19 protein-coding genes are annotated in these 21,435 nt (G+C 70.3%); 5 read left to right on the top strand and 14 right to left on the bottom strand.

Annotated elements, in window-relative coordinates; genetic code table 11:
* Positions 1-58 precede the first annotated feature (58 nt).
* On the top strand, positions 59-661 hold the full coding sequence (locus tag PLC66_RS08990) for a cysteine hydrolase family protein (RefSeq protein ID WP_324539523.1): 603 nt from the start codon (positions 59-61) through the stop codon (positions 659-661).
* A gap of 56 nt (positions 662-717) precedes the next feature.
* Here PLC66_RS08990 and PLC66_RS08995 read toward each other — a convergent pair whose 3' ends face one another.
* The gene (locus PLC66_RS08995; protein WP_324539525.1) at positions 718-2,232 is read right to left on the bottom strand and encodes a CoA-acylating methylmalonate-semialdehyde dehydrogenase; all 1,515 of its coding nucleotides are present in this window, start codon (positions 2,230-2,232) and stop codon (positions 718-720) included.
* A 235-nt stretch (positions 2,233-2,467) separates the two neighbouring features.
* Between PLC66_RS08995 and PLC66_RS09000 the strand changes: the two genes are divergently transcribed.
* Complete coding sequence (locus PLC66_RS09000) at positions 2,468-3,382, top strand: hypothetical protein (protein WP_324539527.1); 915 nt, start codon at positions 2,468-2,470, stop codon at positions 3,380-3,382.
* Here PLC66_RS09000 and amaB read toward each other — a convergent pair.
* The 4 genes from amaB to PLC66_RS09020 form a co-directional block, all read right to left on the bottom strand.
* Positions 3,355-4,857 carry an L-piperidine-6-carboxylate dehydrogenase gene (amaB, locus tag PLC66_RS09005; protein WP_324539529.1) on the bottom strand — a complete coding sequence of 501 codons (1,503 nt, stop codon included), beginning with the start codon at positions 4,855-4,857 and terminating at the stop codon, positions 3,355-3,357. The genes PLC66_RS09000 and amaB overlap by 28 nt on opposite strands.
* Positions 4,858-4,876: 19 nt before the next feature.
* Positions 4,877-6,016 carry a saccharopine dehydrogenase family protein gene (locus tag PLC66_RS09010; protein WP_324539531.1) on the bottom strand — a complete coding sequence of 380 codons (1,140 nt, stop codon included), beginning with the start codon at positions 6,014-6,016 and terminating at the stop codon, positions 4,877-4,879.
* 217 nt (positions 6,017-6,233) lie between these two features.
* Complete coding sequence (locus PLC66_RS09015) at positions 6,234-7,553, bottom strand: DEAD/DEAH box helicase (protein ID WP_324539533.1); 1,320 nt, start codon at positions 7,551-7,553, stop codon at positions 6,234-6,236.
* Positions 7,554-8,044: 491 nt separating this feature from the next.
* Positions 8,045-8,365, bottom strand: coding sequence for an HU family DNA-binding protein (locus tag PLC66_RS09020; protein WP_324539643.1), 321 nt, complete (start codon positions 8,363-8,365; stop codon positions 8,045-8,047).
* A gap of 199 nt (positions 8,366-8,564) precedes the next feature.
* Between PLC66_RS09020 and PLC66_RS09025 the strand changes: the two genes are divergently transcribed.
* Positions 8,565-9,734, top strand: coding sequence for a hypothetical protein (locus PLC66_RS09025; RefSeq protein WP_324539535.1), 1,170 nt, complete (start codon positions 8,565-8,567; stop codon positions 9,732-9,734).
* A gap of 31 nt (positions 9,735-9,765) precedes the next feature.
* Here the strand turns inward: PLC66_RS09025 and PLC66_RS09030 are convergent, their stop codons facing one another.
* On the bottom strand, positions 9,766-10,263 hold the full coding sequence (locus tag PLC66_RS09030) for a flavin reductase family protein (RefSeq protein ID WP_324539537.1): 498 nt from the start codon (positions 10,261-10,263) through the stop codon (positions 9,766-9,768).
* A gap of 131 nt (positions 10,264-10,394) precedes the next feature.
* Here PLC66_RS09030 and mutY point away from each other — a divergent pair, with 131 nt between their 5' ends.
* Positions 10,395-11,480, top strand: a complete 1,086-nt coding sequence (gene mutY, locus PLC66_RS09035; RefSeq protein WP_324539539.1) for an A/G-specific adenine glycosylase — start codon at positions 10,395-10,397, stop codon at positions 11,478-11,480.
* 24 nt (positions 11,481-11,504) lie between these two features.
* Here the strand turns inward: mutY and PLC66_RS09040 are convergent, their stop codons facing one another.
* From PLC66_RS09040 to gdhA, 8 genes are all read right to left on the bottom strand, one after another.
* Entirely contained in the window at positions 11,505-12,104 is a 600-nt protein-coding gene (locus tag PLC66_RS09040; protein ID WP_324539541.1) for an LON peptidase substrate-binding domain-containing protein, read from the bottom strand.
* Between the two features lie 48 nt (positions 12,105-12,152).
* Positions 12,153-12,800: a flavin prenyltransferase UbiX gene (locus tag PLC66_RS09045; RefSeq protein ID WP_324539544.1), complete on the bottom strand. Its 648-nt coding sequence runs from the start codon at positions 12,798-12,800 to the stop codon at positions 12,153-12,155.
* An 80-nt stretch (positions 12,801-12,880) separates the two neighbouring features.
* Complete coding sequence (locus tag PLC66_RS09050) at positions 12,881-14,044, bottom strand: ABC transporter substrate-binding protein (protein WP_324539545.1); 1,164 nt, start codon at positions 14,042-14,044, stop codon at positions 12,881-12,883.
* Positions 14,045-14,246: 202 nt separating this feature from the next.
* Complete coding sequence (locus PLC66_RS09055; protein WP_324539645.1) at positions 14,247-15,155, bottom strand: branched-chain amino acid ABC transporter permease; 909 nt, start codon at positions 15,153-15,155, stop codon at positions 14,247-14,249.
* A 38-nt stretch (positions 15,156-15,193) separates the two neighbouring features.
* A complete protein-coding gene (locus tag PLC66_RS09060; protein ID WP_324539547.1) occupies positions 15,194-16,084 on the bottom strand; it encodes a branched-chain amino acid ABC transporter permease in 891 nt (296 codons plus the stop codon).
* Between the two features lie 93 nt (positions 16,085-16,177).
* Positions 16,178-18,346 carry a hypothetical protein gene (locus PLC66_RS09065; protein ID WP_324539549.1) on the bottom strand — a complete coding sequence of 723 codons (2,169 nt, stop codon included), beginning with the start codon at positions 18,344-18,346 and terminating at the stop codon, positions 16,178-16,180.
* 138 nt (positions 18,347-18,484) lie between these two features.
* On the bottom strand, positions 18,485-19,126 hold the full coding sequence (locus PLC66_RS09070) for an MBL fold metallo-hydrolase (protein WP_324539551.1): 642 nt from the start codon (positions 19,124-19,126) through the stop codon (positions 18,485-18,487).
* Between the two features lie 151 nt (positions 19,127-19,277).
* Positions 19,278-20,621: an NADP-specific glutamate dehydrogenase gene (gdhA, locus tag PLC66_RS09075; RefSeq protein ID WP_324539553.1), complete on the bottom strand. Its 1,344-nt coding sequence runs from the start codon at positions 20,619-20,621 to the stop codon at positions 19,278-19,280.
* Positions 20,622-20,903: 282 nt separating this feature from the next.
* On the opposite strand from gdhA, the gene lysM reads away from it, so the two are divergent.
* Positions 20,904-21,386, top strand: a complete 483-nt coding sequence (gene lysM, locus PLC66_RS09080; protein WP_324539555.1) for a peptidoglycan-binding protein LysM — start codon at positions 20,904-20,906, stop codon at positions 21,384-21,386.
* Positions 21,387-21,435 lie beyond the last annotated feature (49 nt).

The following is a 21,435-nucleotide window of genomic DNA, read 5'->3' on the forward strand; positions in this document are numbered from 1 at the left end:
CGCGACGGCCACCTGTAGCATGCCGCCCTCGTTGCACAAGACCACAAGGAGACTGTCCATGAGCACTGCATCCACCACCCTGCGCCAGCTGTCCGGCCTGCCCGCCGCACCGGCCCGCCTGTCCGAATCGGCGCTGGTGATCGTCGACGCCCAGAACACCTACCGCAGCGGCGTCATGCAGCTGAGCGGCGTCGAGCCGGCGCTGGACGAGTGCGCACGGCTGCTGGCGCGTGCGCGTGCGCTGAAGGTGCCGGTGGTGCATATCCAGCACGACGCCGGCCCCGGTTCGCCCTATGACCCGAGCGCCGAATGCGGCGCGATCGCCGACAAGGTGGCGCCGGCCGCCGATGAGGCGGTGGTGGTGAAGAACTACCCGAACTCCTTCGTCGGCACCGACCTCGACGCGCGCCTGAAGGCCGCAGGGGTGAAGAACCTGGTGGTGACAGGCTTCATGACCCACATGTGCATCAACTCCACCGCACGCGGCGCCTTCAACCTCGGCTATGCGGTGACCGTGCCGGCCGCGGCCACCGCGACCCGAGCGCTGCCCGCGCCCGACGGCAGTGTGGTCGAGGCGGTCGCCCTGCAATCGGCCGCGCTGGCTGCGCTGGCCGACCTGTTCGCGGTGGTGGTGGCGGACGGCGCGGCGATTCCGGACTGATCCTGGCGCAGCAGCGCGGGCGGCACTCGCCGCTGCGCGCTGCCCGCGCCTGCGCCTCAGCCGTTGACCGGCATCGCGAACTGCGGCCCGCGCAGCTCGCCCTCGGGCCAGCGCTGCATGACGCTCTTGTAGCGCGTGTAGAAGCGCACGCCCTCCTCGCCGTAGGCGTGGTGGTCACCGAACAGGCTCTGCTTCCAGCCGCCGAAGGAATGCCAGGCCATCGGCACCGGAATCGGCACGTTGATGCCGACCATGCCGACCTGGATGCGCTGCGCGAACGCGTGCGCAATGCCGCCATCACGGGTGTAGCAGGACACGCCGTTGCCGAAAGCGTGGCCGTTGATCAGCGCCACCGCCTCGTCCAGGCTGTCGACGCGTACCACGCACAGCACCGGCCCGAAGATCTCCTCGCGGTAGATCTTCATCTGCGGGCCGACCTCGTCGAACAGCGTGGCGCCGACGAAGAAGCCCTGCTCGCGCCCCGGTACGACCAGGCCGCGGCCATCGAGCACCAGGCGCGCACCCTCCTCGACGCCGCCGGCGATATAGCCCTCGATGCGCGCCCTGGCCTCGGCGCTGACCACCGGCCCCATGTCGGCGCCCGGCGCCTCACCGTCATCGACCTTGAGCTGCCGCGCCCGCGCCTTGATGCGCTCGACCAGGGGGTCGCCGATGTGGCCCACCGCCACCGCCACCGAGATCGCCATGCAGCGCTCGCCTGCCGAGCCGTAGGCGGCGCCGATGAGCGCGTCGGCGGCCTGATCGAGGTCGGCATCGGGCATCACCACCAGATGGTTCTTCGCGCCACCCAGGGCCTGTGCGCGCTTGCCGATGCGCGCCGCGGTCTCGTAGATGTGGCGGGCGATCGGTGTCGAGCCGACGAAGCTCACCGCAGCGACGTCGGGATGAACGAGCAGGGCATCGACCGCCTCGCGGTCGCCCTGCAGCACGTTGAACACGCCGTCGGGCAGGCCGGCCTCGGCGAACAGTTCGGCGATCAGCAGCGAGGGCGAGGGGTCGCGCTCGGAGGGCTTGAGGATGAAGGCGTTGCCGCAGGCGATCGCCATCGGCGCCATCCACATCGGCACCATGAAGGGGAAGTTGAAGGGCGTGATGCCGGCGCAGACCCCGAGCGGCATGCGCTGGCTCCAGTTGGCGATGCCGCCGCCGACGTTGTCCGAGTACTGGCCCTTGAGCAGTTGCGGCGCAGCGCAGGCGAACTCGATCACCTCCAGGCCGCGATGCACCTCGCCCTTGGCATCGGGAAAGGTCTTGCCATGCTCGCGCGTGATCAACCGGGCGAGTTCGTCGGTATGGCGCTCGACCAGCTCCTTCATGCGGAACAGCACGCGCGCGCGGCGCTGCGGCGCGGTGTCGCCCCAGGCCGGCTGAGCCTGCGCGGCCGAGGCGACCGCGGCGTCCACTTCGGCGACCGAGGCCATCGCGACGCGGCGCGCCATGCTGCCGAGCGCGGGGTCGAAGACATCGGCCTCGCGGCCGCAGCGGCCGGGCTGCAGGCGGCCATCGATCCAGTGACCAAGGACGGCGGACGGGGTGGTGCTGCGGATCATGGGACTCTCCTGTGCAGTCGCGGGGTGGTGAGCGGAAGACCCTGATTGGAAACCGGAACAGGGTCTGCCGTCCATCGCCGACGCAAGAGCGCCGGCCACCCGGAAACCTCGCTTTACAACTGATTACCCCCCGATACAGCCGCCACGCCGCGCTTGGCCTATCTTGACAGGGACCCGCCACAGTGGGTCGGGGCGCCCCGGCCTCGACACCGCCGCCACCATGCAGGACAGCGCCATGCTCACCCCGATGAAATCCCGGCCGCCGATGCAGACGGCGCAGCACAGCGAGCGGCCCGCCGGGCCGGGCAGCGGCCATGCGCACGCGGGCCTAGGCAACGCGCCTGCACGCGCCTGGCCGACGCAGGCCCGAACCTGGCTGCTTGCCGGCCTGGCGGGCGCCATGCTGGCGCTCGGCGGCTGTGCGGTGGTGCCGGCCGAGCGCCATGGCTACGGCGCGCCCTACGGCTATTACGACGACTACGATCGCGGCACGCTCATCGTCACGCCGCCACCTCGGGTCGAATACCGCGGCCTGCCGCCGGTCGCGAGCTACATCTGGATCGACGGCTACTGGAACTGGCTCGGTACGCGCCACGTCTGGGTGCCCGGCTACTGGGCGCCCCCAGGCACCCGTTCGCGCACGATCGTGCACCGGCAGTACATCGAGCGCGAGCGCCGCACCGAGGACTGGCGCGACCCGCGTCACCCGCCCCGCACGCGCGACTGGCGCGAGGACGGCCGCCGCCATGAAAGCGGTCGCTGGGCGGACGATCGCCGCGCGGATGAGCGTCGTGTCGATGAACGTCGTGTCGATCAACGTCGTGTCGACGAACGGCGGGCCGATCAAGGTCGCGGCGATCAGCGCCGCGCCGAGGAACGCCGCGAGTGGCAAGGCCGTGAGTGGGGACGCCGCGACGGTCCGCCGCGCGACACTGCGCTGCCCGAACGCAGACGCGACGGCACACGCGAGCACGCCGCCGAGCGCGAGCGCCGCTCCAGCGCCAGCGAGCGGCGCGACACGCCCGCGATGCAGGTTCGCGAGCGCGCCCGCGAGTTGCGCCGCGATGGCGAGCTCAGGGGCGGCGGCGACGACGGACGGCGCGGCTGGCGCCACGACCGCCCTCAGTCGAGCTCGAACGCCACCCCCTGAGCGAGCGGCAACGCCGCCGAGAAATTGATCGTCGCGGTCTGCCGCCGCATATAGGCGCGCCAGGCGTCCGCACCGGCCTCGCGCCCGCCGCCGGTGTCCTTCTCGCCGCCGAAGGCGCCGCCGATCTCCGCGCCGCTGGTGCCGGCATTGACGTTGGCGATGCCGCAGTCGCTGCCGGCAGCGGCGAGGAAGCGCTCGGCCTCGCGCAGATCATTTGTGAAGATGGCCGAGGCCAGGCCTTGCGGCACCGCGTTGTGGCGTTCGATCGCCTCGTCGAGGGCGGTGTATTCGAAGCAGTTGAGCAGCGGCGCGAACACTTCGTCGACGCTGTTGACGCGCGCCGGCCCATGCTCGACCAGCGCCGGGCGCACATACCAGGCCTGCGGGAAGCGCTCCGCCAGCACGCGCTCGCCGCCGCTGATGCGGGCGCCGGCCGCACGCGCCCCGGCGAGCGCCGCCTGCATGCGCTCGAAGGCGGCGCGATCGATGAGCGGACCGACCAGGGTGTCCGGTGCGCGCGGGTCGCCGACGACGAGGCGCACATAGACCGCGCGCAGCCGCGACAGCAGCGCCTCGCGCACGCTGGCATGCACGAACAGCCGCCGCGTGCTGGTGCAGCGCTGGCCGGCCGTGCCCACCGCGCCGAACACGATGGCGCGCAGCGCCAGCTCGAGGTCGGCGCTGGGCGCGACGATCGCGGCATTGTTGCCGCCCAGTTCGAGCAGGCTGCGCCCCAAGCGTTGCGCCACCCGCGGCCCCAGGGTGCGCCCCATCGCGCAGCTGCCGGTGGCGCTCAACAGCGCCACCCGGCGGTCGTCGGCGAGCTGCAGGGCGCGCTCGGCGCCACCCACCAGCACCGCCGACAGCCCCGGCGGCACCTCGTCCATGCCCGCTGCGGCCTGCCCCAGCAGGTGCTGGCAGGCGAGCGCGCACAACGGCGTGCGCTCCGAGGGCTTCCACACCAGGCTGTCGCCGCACACCAGCGCAAGTGCCGCGTTCCACGCCCACACCGCGACCGGAAAGTTGAAGGCGGTGACGATAGCCACTGGCCCGAGCGGATGCCAGGTCTCGCGCAGCGCATGGCCGGGGCGCTCGGAGGCGATGGTCAGGCCGTGCAGCTGGCGCGACAGGCCGACGGCGAAGTCGCAGATGTCGATCATCTCCTGCACCTCGCCTTCGCCCTCGCTGCGGATCTTGCCGCACTCGAGCGTCACCAGTTCGCCGAGCAGGCTCTTGTGCTCTCGCAGCAGCCCGGCGAAGCGGCGCACCAGCTCGCCACGGCGCGGTGCCGGCACCATGCGCCAGGCGCGAAAGGCGTCGACGCTGCGCGCGACGGCCGCCTCGGTGGCGGCGGCGTCGTGCGGCACCAGGCGCGCGATCAGGCTGCCGTCGATCGGGCTGTGGACCGCCAGGGCACCCTCGCCCAGGCGGGTCGCAGCGAGGCCGAGCGGCAGGAAGCGGGCATCGCTGAACATATCGGTGTCCTCCTCGGAGTCAGGTCCCGGCGGGCGGCGCGGCAAGCACGCCGCTCGCCGCGCAGCGCACCTCCTCGCCATCGGTCAGGAAGTGGCGGCCGAAGCGGTTGCTGACGAATTCACAGAAGGCGATGTCCTCCTGGCGGACGAAGCCGCGTGCCGGCAGGCGGCCGCTGGCAAGCAGGTCGAGCGCCGCGCAGGCCGCGCTCGCGGTGGTGAGCTGGATGGCGCTGCGCAGGCGGCCATTGACCTCGCGCGCATACAGCTTGCGGGCGAAGGTCTCCTGCATCAGCAGACCCTCGCGGCGCCCGCTGACGGTGACGAACACCAGCACCACGTCCTGCATGGTCACCGGAATCGCCGACTCGAGGATGTCCTTGAGCAGCGCACGCCGCTCGCCCAGACGCAGGTCGTGCAGCAGCAGCTTCATGACGTCGCGGTGGCCACGGTAGCGCACGGTGCGGTAATTGAGGTTGTGCACCCGCCCGTCGAGGGTGTCGCACAGCGTGCCCAGCCCGCCCGAGGTGTTGAAGGCCTCGTAGTCGTCGCCGTCGAGCGAGAAGTGCTCGAGCTCCTCGAGCGCCGGCATCTCGCGGCGCACGCCGGCGACGATGGCCTCGCAAGGGTTGAGGTACTCGTTGATGAGGCCGTCGGTACTCCAGGTCAGGTTGTACTTGAGGCCGTTCGACGGGTACTTGGGCAGCGCGCCGACGCGCATGCGCACGTCGAGCAGCTCGTCGAAGCGGGACGCCAGATCGTAGGCGACGATGGAGATGAAGCCGGGTGCCAGCCCGCACTGCGGGATCAGCGCGCTGTGCGCGCCGGCGGCGAGTTCGCGCACGCGGCGGGCGCTGGCGATGTCCTCGGTGAGGTTCAGGTAGTGCACGCCCAGTTCGACCGCCACGGCGGCCAGCGCCACGCCGATGTCGAAGGGGCCGGCATCGATCAGCGCATCGCGCCCCTTGACCGCAGCGGCCAGTGCCGCCGCATCGCCGACGTCCAGCACGAAGCTCTGCGCCGCCGGCAACTCCGCCCGCGCCCGCTCGATCGCGGCCGCGTCGCGGTCGGCCACGGCAATGGCGTAGTCCCCGCATGCGGCGAGCAGATCGGCGATCACCATGCCGATCTTGCCCGCACCGACGATCAGGATGTGCTTCATGCGACCTCCCGTACCGACGCATCTGCCTGCATGCGCTCAGACAGGGCGGCTCGCCGATCGTGCCCGCAGCCAGCGTGCTGGGCCGGATCGTCAACGGGCCGCGGCCCCCTGCAGCACGAAGCTGGAGGGGGCCGCAAGGGCATGCAGTCGGCAATCGGCGGGGCCCTGCTGCGCTAGGCGCGTGACAGGGCGGCGCGCCTAGCGCAGCAGGGCGTGCTCAGCCACGCGGGCGGCGGTCGCCCCAGGCGCGGTCGCCGCGGCCGGACGACTGGCCGTCACGACCCTGGCCGCCGCTGCCGCGGCGGCTGTCACCGCCCGGGCGTCCGTAGCCGCCACCGCCACCGCTGCCGAAGCGGCGGCCGCCGCTGCCAGCCGGGCGCGGACCGGCAGGCTTGCGCGGCGACGGCTCCATGCCGGCGATGGTGTGCACTTCCAGGCGGTCGCCGGTGAAGCGCTCGATGGCGCGGATGAGGCCGGTCTCGCGCGGACCGGACAGCGTGATGGCGATGCCGTCGCGGCCGGCGCGACCGGTGCGGCCGATGCGGTGCACATAGTCCTCGGCCTGACGCGGCGGGTCGAAGTTGATGACGTGGCTGATGCCGGCGACGTCAATGCCGCGGGCGGCGACGTCGGTCGCCACCAGCACGCCGATGCGGCCCTGGCGCAGGCGGTCGAGCGTGCGGTTGCGCTGCGTCTGGTGCATGTCGCCGTGCAGCGCGGCAGCGGCGATGCCCTTTTCCTGCAGCGACAGCGACAGTTCGTCGGCGCTGCGCTTGGTGGCGGTGAACACCACCGCCTGGTTCATCCCATCCTCGCCGAGCAGGGCGTGGAGCAGGCGGCTCTTGTGGCCGAGGTCGTCGGCGAACATCAGGCGCTGCTCGATCTGGCCGCGGTCCTGCTGGGCGACTTCGATCTCGATGCGCTGCGGGTTGCGGGTGAGGCGCGAGGCCAGGTTGCCTACGACGCCATCGAGCGTGGCCGAGAACAGCAGCGTCTGGCGCTTGGCCGGGGTGGCGGCGACGATGGCGTCGATGTCTTCGGCGAAGCCCATGTCGAGCATGCGGTCGGCCTCGTCCAGGATCAGCACTTCGACGTCCGACAGCTTGATCTTGCGCCGATTGAGGTGGTCGAGCAGGCGCCCGGGGGTGGCGACGACGACGTCGCACTGGCGCTGCAACTGCTTGATCTGGGCGAACATCGGCGCACCGCCGACGAGGCAGGCGGTATTGAGCCAGCGCAGCGCCTTGCCGTAGGTCTGCACGGCCTTCTCGACCTGCTGCGCAAGCTCACGCGTGGGGGTGAGCACCAGCACACGCGGGCCGGCGCCTTGCGCCGGACGGCGATCAATGATCTTGTGCAGCGCGGGCAGGGTGAAGGCGGCGGTCTTGCCGCTGCCGGTGTGACTGGACACCAGCAGGTCCTGGCCGGCGATGGCGGCGGGAATGGCCTGCATCTGCACCGGCGTGGGCGTGGTGTAGCCGGTCTGTTCGACGGCATTGAGAAGTTCTGCGGCGAGGCCGAGGCTTTGGAACGTCATGGGTTCTTCCTGTGTCTTGCTGTCCGGGCCTCGGCAGTAGCGAGGACCTGACGGGTCCGGGCCCTGGGAAGGGGCCTCAAAGACATCGCGCCGCAGCCGGCTTGCGGATGGCAAGCATGGTTGCGGGATCGCAGTTGCGACGAACGCGATGGGCGTGGCCGGTCAGTCCAGATTTGCTGGAAGGACCGCGCATCGGCACCAACCGGTTGTCACGAGCCAGACGATCGGAAGAACGAATGAATTCGGAGGGAGGTCGGGGGCGATGGGGCTGTGGTTACAGTCCCTCGGGCCTGAATGCGGTGACGTCTTCGTCCCGCGATCCGCGGCATCAAACCGCGGCGGCCCTGCTGCTGCATTGCACAACGACGCGCAGTATAACCGCTTCGCGCCGTGCTGTGGCGAAAAATCTTTGAAAAACAAAACAAAAGGCGGATCGGCACGCCATCGTGCCGATCCGCCCTGCAGAGGACGCCCCCGCTTGTTTGCGCTGCTTACTTGTTGACCGCGGCCTTCAGCGTGGCGCCGGCGGTGAACTTGGGCACGTTCGAGGCTGCGATCTCGATCGTGGCGCCGGTCTGCGGATTGCGGCCGGTGCGCGCAGCGCGCTCGGAGACCTCGAAGGAACCGAAACCGGTGAACGCGACCTTCTCGCCCTTGCCCAGTTGCTCGGCAATGATGTCGAGCATGGCCGACAGCGCACGGTCGGCCTGCGCACGGGAAACATCCAGACGGTCGGCCAGGGCCTCGACGAATTCACCTTTGTTCATGCTCTTCCTCGATTGGTGTGTGTTGGTGTGAGTGGAATATGGAATGTCCGGTCTACGGCGCGGATTCTAGCACCGTCGCGGATTCTGGGGCATTTCGCGAGGGCCCGGCGTGATGCGTGCCATGGCCGCAGGCGAAAGCCCGGCACCGACAGAATTTTGCGCGGCGGCAGCGCGATCGCACCCACCTCGGGTGCTCACACGCGTTATCCTTGCGCCTGCAAACGGAATCCGAATGAACTCGAGCATGAACACACACGACGCCGCGGGCGAAGACCTCATCCGCATTCGCGCGACACGCAGCGGCGGAGTCATCACCAAGGTCGTGATCGACCTGCCACGGCGGGCCTGGATGGGCAGCAGCGTGATCGGCCTCAGCCCCGACGCCGCAGCCGACCTGCTGCTCGAGCAGGCCAGTCATAGTCCGCGCGCCCATGCCTGCGCCGTCTGCCTTGCCGCCGCGGCCGCCGAGGGACAGCCGGCACCGGCGCTCGACAGCCAGATCGCGACCGAACGCACGCTCGCCGCGGAAGCGGCCGACTCGCACCTGCGCCGCTTGCTCATCGACTGGCCGCCCTACTTCGGCTTTGAGCCCCGCTACAGCCATTTCGCCGAGTTCCATCGCCGCCTCACGCTCAACACCGACACCAGCGCCGAGGCCGCCTTTGCCCTCGGCGGCGAGATTCTCGACCTGGTGGCGCGCGAGATGCTGGCCGGCTTCTTCAACCAGATCCGCATGCCGCACGGCATCGGCGAGTTCATCGAGCGCCTTAACGCCGGTGGCAGCCTCGGCACGGTGCTGGGCGAGCTGATCGCCCTGGGGGCCTCGGCCGCGCCCAAGCCGCGGCCCGTCCCTCTGCTCGGCACGCTGAGCGCCGCCGCCTGGGCCAACGAGATCGGCACCTGGCCGCCGGCCGAGTTCGTCATGCGCCCGACCTATCACGGCGAGGCGGCCGAGACCGGCCCCCTCGCCCGCCACGCGGCCTCGCCGCTGGTGCGCCTGCTGCTAGAGCGCGGCCATCGCGTGTCGGCCCGCCTGTTCGCCAAGGCGATCGAAGTGGGCGACTGCGCGAGCCGGATGCGCTACCCGTTCACCGACGACGTCGCGCCGCTGGTCGACGCTGCGCAGGCCGCGCCCGGCATCGGCGTGGCGCGGGTGGAGACGGCACGCGGCGTGCTGCTGGCCTGGGTGCGCGTGGCCGACGGCGTGATTGCCGACTGCGCGATGATTCCGGCCGGGGCCTGGAACTTCCACTCCGAAGGCGCCTTCTGTCGCGAGGCGCTGTGCGCCACGCTCGCACCCGAAGACCACGATGCGGCCCTGCGTCGGCTGTCGATGCTGGCCGTGGCCTGCGATCCTTCGCTGCCCTACCGCGTCGAGCTGCACGAGGAGCCGCGCGGGCGCAAGCGCGCCTGAGCGGCCTCGCGCCAGACGGCGCAGGACAGGGTCAGCCGGCGAGGCGGCGATAGCCGCCGGCGAAATAGAGCAGGGGCTGGCGATCCTCTCGATCGAAGCTCAGCACCTCGCTGATGAAGACGAGGTGGTCACCGCCTTCGTGGCGCACGGTGTTGCGGCACTCGAAACGGGCGCAGCAGCCCTTCAGCAGCGGGATACCCCCCACCCCGGTCTCGAAGTCGAGTCCGGCGAACTTGTCGTCGAGGCGGCTGGCGAAGCGTTGCGACAGTTCGGCCTGGTCCTCGGCGAGCACGTTGATCGCGTAGTATTCGCAGCCTTCGAACACGCTGCGGCTGGGCAGGTCGTTCGACAGGCTCCACACGATCAGCGGCGGGTCGAGCGACACCGAGTTGAAGGAATTCACCGTGAGGCCGATCGCCTCACCGGCCGGGCTGCGCGTGGTCACCACGGTGATGCCGGTGGCGAACATGCCGAGCGCGTTGCGGAAGCGGCGCGAGAAATCCTCGCCCGAGAAGGTCTGTTGGGTCATGGAGAATGGTCGGCACGGTCGTCCCGCGCTCTGTTGCAATGCGAAAGAAGCGCGGATTATCCTCGTGCCGGCGCGGCACGTCGAGAGCAATAGGCTCAACATCGCTTTAAAAACACTGGAAAAACCGCGACATGAGTGATTTAGCGCGGCGCCTGATCGCCTGGCAACGCGATCACGGACGCCACGATCTGCCCTGGCAGGGCGGCACCGACCCCTACCGCATCTGGTTGTCCGAGATCATGCTGCAACAGACGCAGGTCGAGACCGTGATCCCCTACTACCAGCGTTTCCTGGCGCGCTTTCCCGACGTGGCCGCGCTCGCGGCCGCGCCGGTGGAGGATGTGATGGCGCTGTGGAGCGGGCTGGGCTACTACGCCCGCGCGCGCAACCTGCACCGCGCCGCGCAGTGCATCGTCGACACCCACGGCGGCATCTTCCCGCGCACCGCAGCCGAAATCGCCACCCTGCCCGGCGTCGGCCGCTCGACCGCCGCCGCGATTGCCGCCTTCGCCCATGGCGAGCGCGCGGCCATCCTCGACGGCAACGTCAAGCGCGTGCTGTGCCGCCTGTTCGGGGTGGAGGGCTTTCCCGGCGCCAGGGCGGTGGAGAACCAGTTGTGGGCGCTGGCCGAATCCCTGCTCCCCGAGCGCGAGGTCGGGCGCTACATCCAGGCCCAGATGGACCTCGGGGCCACGCTGTGCACCCGTGCGCGGCCGGCCTGCGGCCGCTGTCCCTTTCACGACGACTGCGTCGCCCGCCGCGACGGCCGCATCGCCGAGTTGCCCGCCGCGCGGCCACGCAAGGCCGTGCCGCGGCGCAGCGCGCGCTACGCCGTCATCGTGCGCGAGCGCGAGGTGCTGCTCGAGCGCCGGCCGCCGAGCGGCATCTGGGGCGGCCTGCTGGCCCTGCCCGAGCTGCCGCCCGAGGTCGAGGACGCCGCGCGCTGGGCCGGCGCCCGCTTCGGCCTCAGTTGCGCACCCGCCGCCCGCCTGACGCCGCTGAGCCATACCTTCACCCATTTCGTGCTCGACATGCAGCCGCTGCTGCTGCAGGTCGATGGCGGGCCGGGCAGCGGCGGGCGGCCAGGCGCACACCGGGTGGCGGAAGCCGATGACGCGCACTGGCAGCCGCTGCATGCGCTCGACGCCGCCGCCCTGCCCACCCCGGTGCGTCGCATCCTCGGCGCCCTCGCCCACCCCGACCTGTTCACCGATTGAGGCGCGGGGCAGCCCGGACCACGCTCAGGCGAGGTTGGGCAGCAGACCGTGCTCGCGCAGGTACTGCTGCAGGATCTCGAGCCGGCCGAGCGGGTCGTCGAGCTCGAGCAGCTTCTGCTTGGCCAGCAGTGGAATGGGCAGCAGCTCGGTGTAGCGCGCCCCCACCCAGCCGGCGTCGTCGAAATGATGCGGCGGCGGCAGGCGCTCGCCGAGTTCGGCGATGATGGTCCTGAGCAGGGGCAGCATGTCGGCCTGGGCCTCGGGCACGGCCTCGGCGGGCGGCTCCTCGAGCCAGCGCACGCTGGCCACGAGCAGGCCGTCACGCTCGAGCTCGTGGTCCTCGATGCGAAACCGCGCCCCACCACGCGTGACCAGGTTGAGGACCCCGGCCTGCGCCATGTCCCATTGCTCGATGCGAGCCTCGGTGCCCACCGGATGCGGCACCGCGGCCTCGCCCACCTCCTCGCCGGCGGCGATCAGGCAGACGCCGAAGCTCGCCCCCTCGCGCATGCAGCGGGTGACCATGTCCATGTAGCGCGGCTCGAACACGCGCAGCGGCAGCACCCCGCCCGGAAACAGCACGGTCTTGAGCGGAAACAGCGGCAGGCGAATGTGATCGGTCATGACGAGACTCCCTGTGACACACCTGCGGCGGGCGTCGCGCACCGAGCTTCAGGCATGATCCAGCCCATCGGTGGCGGCGCCCAGGCGGTCCTCGCCCCAGCGCGCCATCAGCGCATGCGCGACGCCGAGCTGGTCCAGGATGCGGGCGACGACGAAGTCGACCAGGTCCTGCACGGTCTGCGGGTGGTGGTAGAAGCCCGGGTTGGGCGGCAGGATGCACACGCCCAGGCGGGCCAGCCTGAGCATGTTGTCGAGATGGATCGCCGAATAAGGCGTCTCGCGCGGCACCAGCACCAGCTTGCGGCCTTCCTTGATGACGACGTCGGCGGCGCGCTCGATGAGGTTCTGGCTCAGGCCGCCGGCAATGGCGGCCAGTGTCGCCATCGTGCACGGGCACACCACCATGGCGTCGGGCGGATTGGAGCCCGAGGCAGGCGGCGCGAACCATTCCTCACGACCGAACACGCGCAGGGCGCCGGGGGCGGCATTGAAACGGGCTGACAGCTCGGCCTCGACCTCCGCCGGGCGCGCCGGCAGGTTCCAGCCCATCTCCTGGCGGGCGACGATCTGCGCCACCTGCGAGTACAGCAACCACACGCGGCAGCCCGCCTGCAGCAGGCATTCGACCAGGCGAACGCCGTAGGGCAGGCCTGAGGCGCCGGTGAAGGCGACGGTGATGGTGCGCGGAGCGGTCATCGGAGCGGCGAGGATCTTGGCAACGTCTCAAGCGTAACGCATCCGGCGGCCGTCGTGCGGCGCACCCGGGCGCGCCGCGATCACTCCAGGTAATCGCTGATTAGCTGCCAGCGCCCGTCGCGGATCTGCGCCAGGCGGCCATGACGGTTGCCGAGGTGATCCTCGGGCGTGAAGCGGTAGCTCGGGCTGCCGAAGTAGTCACGCGAGAAGGTCATGCGCTCGAGGGTGCGCGCGAAGGCGTCCGGCGTCAGCTCGCGGCCAGTGGCCTCGGCGGTGCGCACGAAGAGGTCGGCCAGGGTGTAGCCCATCACGCTCCACACATTGGGCTCGGCCTTGAAGCGCGCGCGGTAGCGCTCGATCCAGGCCGCGAGCTGGCTATTGGCCCCTTCGGCATAGGGGTGGGGCAGCACCGACACGCCATACAGGCCCTCCACCGCCGCGCCGCCCAGCTCATGGGTTTGCGCGGAATAACCGGAGGCCGTGACCAGCATGTCCACCTCCCAGCCGATCTTGCGCGCCTCGGCCATCGCCGCCACCGTCTCGCGCACCACGGTGGCGAGCACGACGAAGTCGCAGCGCGCCGCACGCAGGCGGGCGATCTGGCTCGACAGATCGGTGGCGCCGCGCTTGTAGCTGGTGCGCTCGACCAGCTCGCGATCGAGGCGAGTGAGCGCCGCCTCGACCCCCTTCATCACCTCCAGGCCATAGTCGTCGTCCTGGTACAGCAGGCAGGTGCGCGCGTAACCGCGCTGCTCGACCATGTGGCGGGTGGCCGCCTCCATGTAGTCGAAGTAGGGCGCGAAGTTCTGGAACTTGAGCGGGTGCAGCGGCTCGTAGGTGGCGCGATGCGGCGAGAAGGGAAACAGGTGCAGGCGGCCGGCGTCGACGATGATCGGCATCGTCGCCATCACCACCGGCGTGCCCATGTTGGCGATGAAGGCGAAGGCCTGGTCGCGCTGCACCAGCTTGCGCGCGGCGAGCACGGCGCGTTTGGGATCGTAGCCGGCGTCCTCGACCACCAGGCGGATGCGCCGCCCATGGACGCCACCACCGGCATTGACCTCGTCGAAGCGCATCAGCATGCCGTCGCGCACCGGCACGCCGAGCATGGCGATCGGCCCGGACAGGTCGGACACCGTGCCGACCACGATCTCGTTGGCGCTCACCCCGGGCGCGGCCGCCACCGGCGCGCTCAGGGCGAGGCAGGACAGCGCGGCGAGCGCCAGGGAACGCAAGGTGTTCACGATTCGGGTCTCCTGATGGGGCCGGTGCCGTGGCGCGATGCCCCCACACAAGGCAACACGACCCGGCACGACGCGAGTGTCGGGATTGTCTGGGCGTTCATAATTGCAGTCAATTCACGCATCAAGGGCCCGTCGGCTGGCGCTGCGCCCCGCCCGCCACAGCGCTCCTGCACGCGCCCGGAGGTGGCCACGAACGAAGCGCTCAGCGCGACCCCGCGCCGGCGATGCCCGCCGGACGCAGCAGCACCACGGCGACGATCACCGCGCCGAACAGCACCAGCTCCAGCCCCGCCGCGCGCGCCCACTCGCCGGGTAGCTGATCACGCAGCAGCGCGATCACCTGCGGGATGGCGACGATCACCAGGGCACCCCACAAGGCGCCGCCCAGGTGGCGCGCGCCGCCGATGAACGCCAGCATCAACAACTCGAAGGAGAACATCAGGCCGAACTGCTCCGGGCTGATGAAGCCGATCCAGTGCGCGTAGAGCGCGCCGGCCAGGCCCGACAGCGCACCGCCGACCATGAAGGCCTGCATCTTGGCGGCCGCCGGCGCCACGCCGCAGGCGGCCGCCGCCACCTCGTCGTCGCGCACCGCGCGCCACGCGCGGCCGTGGCGCGACGCCAGCAGGCGCGCGCACAACAGCAGCGCGACCGCGAGCGCCGCCAGGCTCACCAGCGCCTGCGCCAGCGTCGACTCGGCGCGCCAGCCCAGCATGCCGAAGCTGCCCACCGCCATGCCCGCGGCACCGTGGGTGACCGACTCCCAGCGCGCCAGGCCCTCTTCCACGATGAGGGCGAAGGCGAGGGTGCTCATGCCGAAATACAGCCCGCCCAGGCGGCGCGCCGGCAGGCTGGCGAGGGCACCGCCCACCAGTCCGGCCAGTACTGCCGCCGGCAGCGCCAGCACGGGCGGGATGCCGCGCTGCACCAGCGCCGCCTGCGCATAGGCGCCAAGCGCCACCAGCGCCGCCTGGCCGAGGGCGATCTGCCCCGCCTGGCCGACCACGATCACCACGCCGAGGCCGGCGATCGCGTAGGTGATCACCATCGTCGCCTTGCCGAACGCATAGTCGGCGCCCAGCGCATACACCGCCAGCGCCATGATCGCCATCCACGGCAGCAGCAGGCGCAGCCCGCCGCGCAGGACCGTCACCGCCCGCCCCCGCGCCGCCGCAGCGCGCCGCCAAGACCTGCGCCGAGACCATTCGGGAACAGCAGCAGGGCCAGCATCAGCAACACATAGGGCACGACGTCCTTCACCCCCTCGGGCAGCACCAGGCCGGCGACCGCCTCCGCCACACCGAGAAAGATGCCCGCCAGCAGCGCGCCGGGCAGGCTGGTGAGCCCGCCCAGCACCGCGGCTGGAAACGCCTTCAGCGCGATGAAGCCCATGTTGAGGTGTACAAAGGTGATCGGCGCCAGCAGCAGGCCAGCGCAGGCCGCCAGCCCCGCCCCCAGCGCCCAGGCGAGCACATGCATGCGCGCCACCGGCACACCCATCAGGGCGGCGATGCGCGCATCCTCGGAACAGGCGCGCAGCGCCAGCCCTGCGCGCGTGAAGCGGAAGAAGGCCGCCAGCGCGGCCGCCAGCAGTACCGTGGCGAGCACCACCCAGACGTGGCTGGTGGCCAGCACCAGCGGCCCGACGGCAAAGGTGTCGGCGGCAAAGGGCAGACGGTGGACCTCCTGCGCCGCCGCCGGCACCGAGGCCACGCTGCCACGCATCATCATGCCCAGCCCGAAGGTGAGCAGCACCGCGACGAGGTGGGGCTGGCCGAGCGCGCGCCGCAACACGACGCGCTCGAGCGCCGCCCCCAGCAGCGCCACCGCCAGCACCGCGGCAATGGCGGCGGCAAGCAGCGGCCAGCCGGCCGCCAGATGCAGGCCGAGCGCCGTGAAGGCGCCCAGCATCAGCAGGTCGCCCTGCATGAAGCTGACGGTCTCGGCCGCCTTGTAGATCAGGACAAAGGACAGCGCGACCAGGCCATAGACACAGCCGATCGCGATTCCGCTGGTGAGGACCTGGATGAAGGCGAGCATGGGGGCGAAGCATAGCCGATCACCGGCCCGCCTCGCCCCCCGCCGTCAGGCGCTGGCGCCCCTACGCGCCCGCCTGACGAGGCGCACCGCCACTTAGCCGAGGAAGCGCTCGTACACGCCCTGGCGCCACAGCACGATCGCAACCACGATGACCAGCAGCAGGAACAGGTAGGTGCCCCACGGGCGCTGCTTTTCGGCGTAGGGGTCGGCGAGCGAACGCGAGGCACCCGGCGGCAGTGCGGCCACGCCGGTGAGCGCGCCGCCGAAGGGGATGTTGATGCGTGCCCGGGTGTTGACCGCCCAGCCGTTGGCATCGAGCAGCGGCCCGAGGTTGCGCTGGCGCAGCTTGAGCCAGGCAAGCAGCATCGACGGCCCCGAGATCAGCAGCACGATGCCGACGATGACGAGCGGCATCTGCCAGCCCGGCAGCGACAGGAAGCCCGACACCACGGCCGCCAGTGCCGTGCCAAGGGCACCCAGGGCGAGGCCGATGGCGGCGAAGATACCGGCGAACTTGGCGATGTCGAAGGCCTGCGCGGGCGCGGCCGGGGCTGCTGCCGGCGCCTCGACCTTGGCCCCGGCCTCGGCGACGCCGGCTGCCGCACGCGCCTCGACCGCCTGGTCGCGCGAGGCGGCAAACTTCTGGATCTGCTCGCCGATCATGCGCGCGACCCGTTTGTAGGGCGACCAGAAGGCCTGGCGCACGCTGATCGGCGCCTCGACCACCTGCACCACGCTGGCGTTCCAGTCGCGCCCCTGGCGGTCGTAGAACACCCCGTTGCGGCCCGGCACCATCATCTCGTCGGCGTCGCCACCGGTCATCGCAGCGACGATGGTCATCGGCGCCTCGCCCTGGCGGACGCAATTGCAATACACCAGGTAGGTGCCCGACAGCGGCGCCAGCGTGGCGTGGCGGCCCATGTCCGCCACCCGCAGGCAGAGCTCGCAGCTGCGCTGGTCGAGATACAGCGTGCCGGCCTGGAAGATGGCCTTCTCGTGCGCGCCGTAGAAGTCGCTCAGGGTGACGAAGTTGCGCAGCAGCGTGACCAGGTCGCGGTTGTAGCGCGTGAGGCGCTCGATCGCATCGACCTGGGCGGCCGCGGTCTCGGCGCCCAGGTCCTGCTCGATCAGCGCGCTCAGCTTCGCCTGGGTGTCGCCGTCAAGGAGCGCGCGCAGCTCCGCCAGCGCAATCGCCGCCACCGGCGACGCCGGCCGTGCCGCCAGCCACTCGCGGTAGGCGGCAAAGCGGGCGGTCAGGTCCTGCCACTCGGCCTGCGTGAGCGCGCTGCGCTCGCCCAGGATGGGCTTGACGACCTGCTCGCGCAGCGCGGCGATGCGCCCCTCCCAGGCCGGATTCAGGCCCTCGACCAGCGGCAGCGCGCGGCCCGCCGCCACCTGGGCCAGCGGCAGCGCGGCAACGCCTTCGGTCCCGGCATCCAGCATCTGCTCGGACAGGCCCTGATAGACGGTATCGGCAGGGTTCAAGGCAACGGCGGCGCGCTCGTCGAAGGCGGCGAGGCGGCAGCGGGTGAAGAAATCCCCGACCTTGGCGCTGACCGCGTCGAACACCGCGGCGGCGGCCTCGGTGCCGTCCTGCAGCGGCAGGATCCGCTCGGGGCTGGCCTCGGCCAGCGCATGCCAGTCGGCAACCGCCTGCGCCGCGGTGAAGAAGGCCTCGAGCTTGTCGGCGTCGACGCCGGGCTTTCCGCTGCGGTCCTCGACCGCGCCGAAGCAGTCGATGATGAGCCCGATCGCCTTCACCAGCGCGGCGTCGGTGGTGAGCTCGGCCGGTACCACGCCGTCGCCGTTGAAGTGGTCGGGCGCGAACAGGCGCGTGGTGTCGGCCAGATCCTCGACCGAGATCGCGTCGGCGTCGGGCTTGTCGATGTAGGCCAGCACCTTCTTTGCCGTCGCCAGCAGCCGCGCGCCTTCGGGGTGATCGCCGTCGATCGCCGCCAGCGGCAAGGCCTCGCGCGCCTTGAAGAGCACGTCCGGGTCCTTCAGTACGGCACACACCCAGCGCACCGCCGCGACCACCTCGGGCGCGCGGATGCGTCCGTCGCCGTCGGCGTCGAGCAGCTGCAGGGTGCGCGTATCGAACTCCAGCCCGGAGGTCGGGCAGGCCAGCACCGACCACAGCTTCTGATCGAGTTCGCCGAGATGGCGCAGATCGTCCGCGGACTCGATGCGCACCTGGTCGAAACCACCAGAGCGGAAGAAGCGCCACTGGTAGCCTTTCTTCCTGCCTTCTTCGTTGCTCATTGCATGCCCCCTGTGATGGTGAATTCCCGGCCCGGCCGGGGATGAATGCTCACACGGGGATATTGCGCCGGAATGGCGCGCCGAACAATCGCGCCGGCGGCGGCCATGCCGGGGCGCTACCCATCGCGGGCAACAGGCTCAGCCGTAGGCGCCGACGAAGGGGTTGCTCTCGCGCTCCTCGCCGAAAGTCGAGGTCGGGCCGTGGCCGGGGATGAAGGTGATGTCGTCGCCGAGCGTGAACAGCTTGTCGCGGATCGAATGGATCAGGGTCTGGTGGTCGCCGCGCGGGAAGTCGGTGCGGCCGATGGAGCCGGCGAACAGCACGTCGCCAACGATCGCCAGGCGCGCGCCCTCGTGCACGAAGACGACATGGCCCGGCGTGTGGCCGGGCGTGTGGATGACCTTGAAGGATTCCGCGCCAACCGTGACCGTGTCGCCGTCGTGCAGCCAGCGGTCGGGCTCGAAGGACTCGACCTCGGGGAAACCGAACATCTTGCTCTGCTGCGGCATGCCCTCGATCCAGAAGCGGTCTTCCTCCTGCGGCCCCTCGACCGGCACGCCGAGCTCGCGCGCGAGCCTCGCCGTGCCGCCGGCATGATCGATGTGGCCATGGGTGATGAGGATCTTCTCGACGCTGACCCCCAGCTTGGCCACCGCGGCGAGGATGCGCTCGATGTCGCCGCCGGGGTCCACCACGGCCGCTTTCTTCGTGCGCTCGCACCACACGATGCTGCAGTTCTGCTGGAAGGGGGTGACGGGGACGATGCTGGCCTGGATCATGGCTTGTGCTTCCTGGATGCGTGAAATCGGCCGCAGTTTAACCGATCGCCCGCAGGCCGCCGGTGAACGCAAAACCGCCTGTCGGCGCGGGGCACGACAGGCGGTTGGCACACCCCGGCCGCAACCGGGGAGGTGGCTGACAATCAGGCGATCAGATCACGCCCTGGGCCAGCATGGCTTCGGCGACCTTGACGAAGCCGGCGACGTTGGCGCCGTCGGCGTAGCTCACGGTGCCGTCCTCGCGCTTGCCATACTTGAGGCAGGCGGCGTGGATGCCGAGCATGATCTCCTTCAGGCGGGCGTCGACCTCGTCGCGCGTCCACGACATGCGCATCGCGTTCTGGCTCATCTCCAGGCCCGAGGTGGCGACACCGCCGGCGTTGGAGGCCTTGCCCGGCGCATACAGCACAGCGTTGTGCTCGAAGATCTTCACCGCCTCGATCGTGCTCGGCATGTTGGCGCCCTCGGCCACGGCGATCACGCCGTTCCTGACCAGGGTGGCGGCATCGTTGCCGTCGAGCTCGTTCTGGGTTGCGCACGGCAGGGCAACATCGACCGGCACGTGCCACGGGCGCACGTTGGGCTCGAAGCGGGCGCCGACGCGCTCGGCATACTCGGCGACGCGGCCGTAGTAGTGGTTCTTGATCTCCATCAGGATGGCGAGCTTCTCGGCGTTGAAGCCTTCCTCGTCGATGACGGTGCCGCTCGAATCCGAGCAGGTGATCGGCTTGGCGCCCAGCTCGAGCAGCTTCTCGATCGCGTACTGGGCGACGTTGCCCGAACCCGACACCGCCACGCGCAGGCCCTTGAAGTCGCGTCCGGCGTGCTCGAGCATGGCGTTGGCGAAGTACACCGTGCCGTAGCCGGTCGATTCCGGACGGATCAGCGAGCCGCCGAAGGACAAGCCCTTGCCGGTGAACACGCAGGCGGCGTTGTTCGACAGCTTCTTCATCATGCCGGCCATGAAGCCCACCTCACGACCGCCGACGCCGATGTCGCCGGCCGGCACGTCGGTGTCGGGGCCGACGTGGCGATACAGCTCGCTGATGAAGGCCTGGCAGAAGCGCATCACCTCGCCCGGGCTGCGCCCCTTGGGATCGAAGTCCGAGCCGCCCTTGCCGCCGCCCATCGGCAGCGTGGTGAGCGCGTTCTTGAAGGTCTGCTCGAAGGCGAGGAACTTCAGGATCGACAGGTTCACCGAGGGGTGGAAGCGCAAGCCGCCCTTGTAGGGGCCGATGGCCGAGTTGTGCTGGATGCGATAGCCGCGGTTGACCTGCACGTCGCCACGGTCATCCACCCACGACACGCGGAACATGATCACCCGCTCGGGCTCGATCAGGCGGTCGAGGAGGGAATGCTCGGCGTAGCGCGTGTTGGCGGAGATGAAGGGCCACAGGCTCTCCATGACTTCGCTGACGGCCTGCAGAAACTCGGGCTGGCCGGGGTTGCGCTGTTCGACGTAAGCCAGGAACTCCTCGAGGGACTGATATTTCATGTTCGTGAACCTGTAGGTTGAGTGGAGTGAGCAGACACGCGCGCGCGATAGCCTCGGTGTAACCCGAGGCTATCGCGCAAAATCCCCGTAATTGTGCATCAAGATCCCCATATTTGTGCACGAAAAAGCCGGCAACGCTTCGTTCAATGACAAGGTCACGATCACGCACCACCTTGATGCATGGCTCTCGCGCCGCGGTTCGCTCCCCGCGATGGACGGCGGCCCCTTCGCTCCCCTATGCTGAATGCGAAGCACGCCATTCAACCTCGACAGGAGATTCACATGGGACTCTTTGCATTCATCAAGGACGCCGGCGAGAAGCTCTTCGGCAGCGGTGAGGCGAAGGCCGCGGCTGCCTCGGCAGACCCGGCCGCCGCCAATGCCAAGGCCGCCGAGGCGATCAGGAACTACATCGTGGCGATGCAGCTCGCGCCCGCCGACCTCGTCGTCAGCTTCGACGGCGCACGCTCGGTCGTGACCGTGGCCGGCACCGCCGCCGACCAGGCCACCAGGGAGAAGATCCTGCTCGCGGCCGGCAACGTCGCCGGCGTCGCCGAGGTCGATGACCAGATCCGCGTCAGCAATCCGGAGCCCGAGGCGCAGTTCCACACCGTGGCGCGCGGCGACACCCTGTCGGCGATCGCCAAGAAGTTCTACGGCAACGCCAACAAGTATCCGCTGATCTTCGAGGCCAACAAGCCGATGCTGAGCCACCCGGACAAGATCTACCCGGGCCAGGTGTTGCGCATTCCGCCGCAGGGTTGAAGCCTCTGGCGCGGCTGCCGGGCTGCGCTTGCACCACCCAGGCCCGGGC

It is taken from the genome of Thauera sp. (assembly GCF_035444905.1).
Taxonomy (GTDB): Bacteria; Pseudomonadota; Gammaproteobacteria; order Burkholderiales; family Rhodocyclaceae; genus Thauera.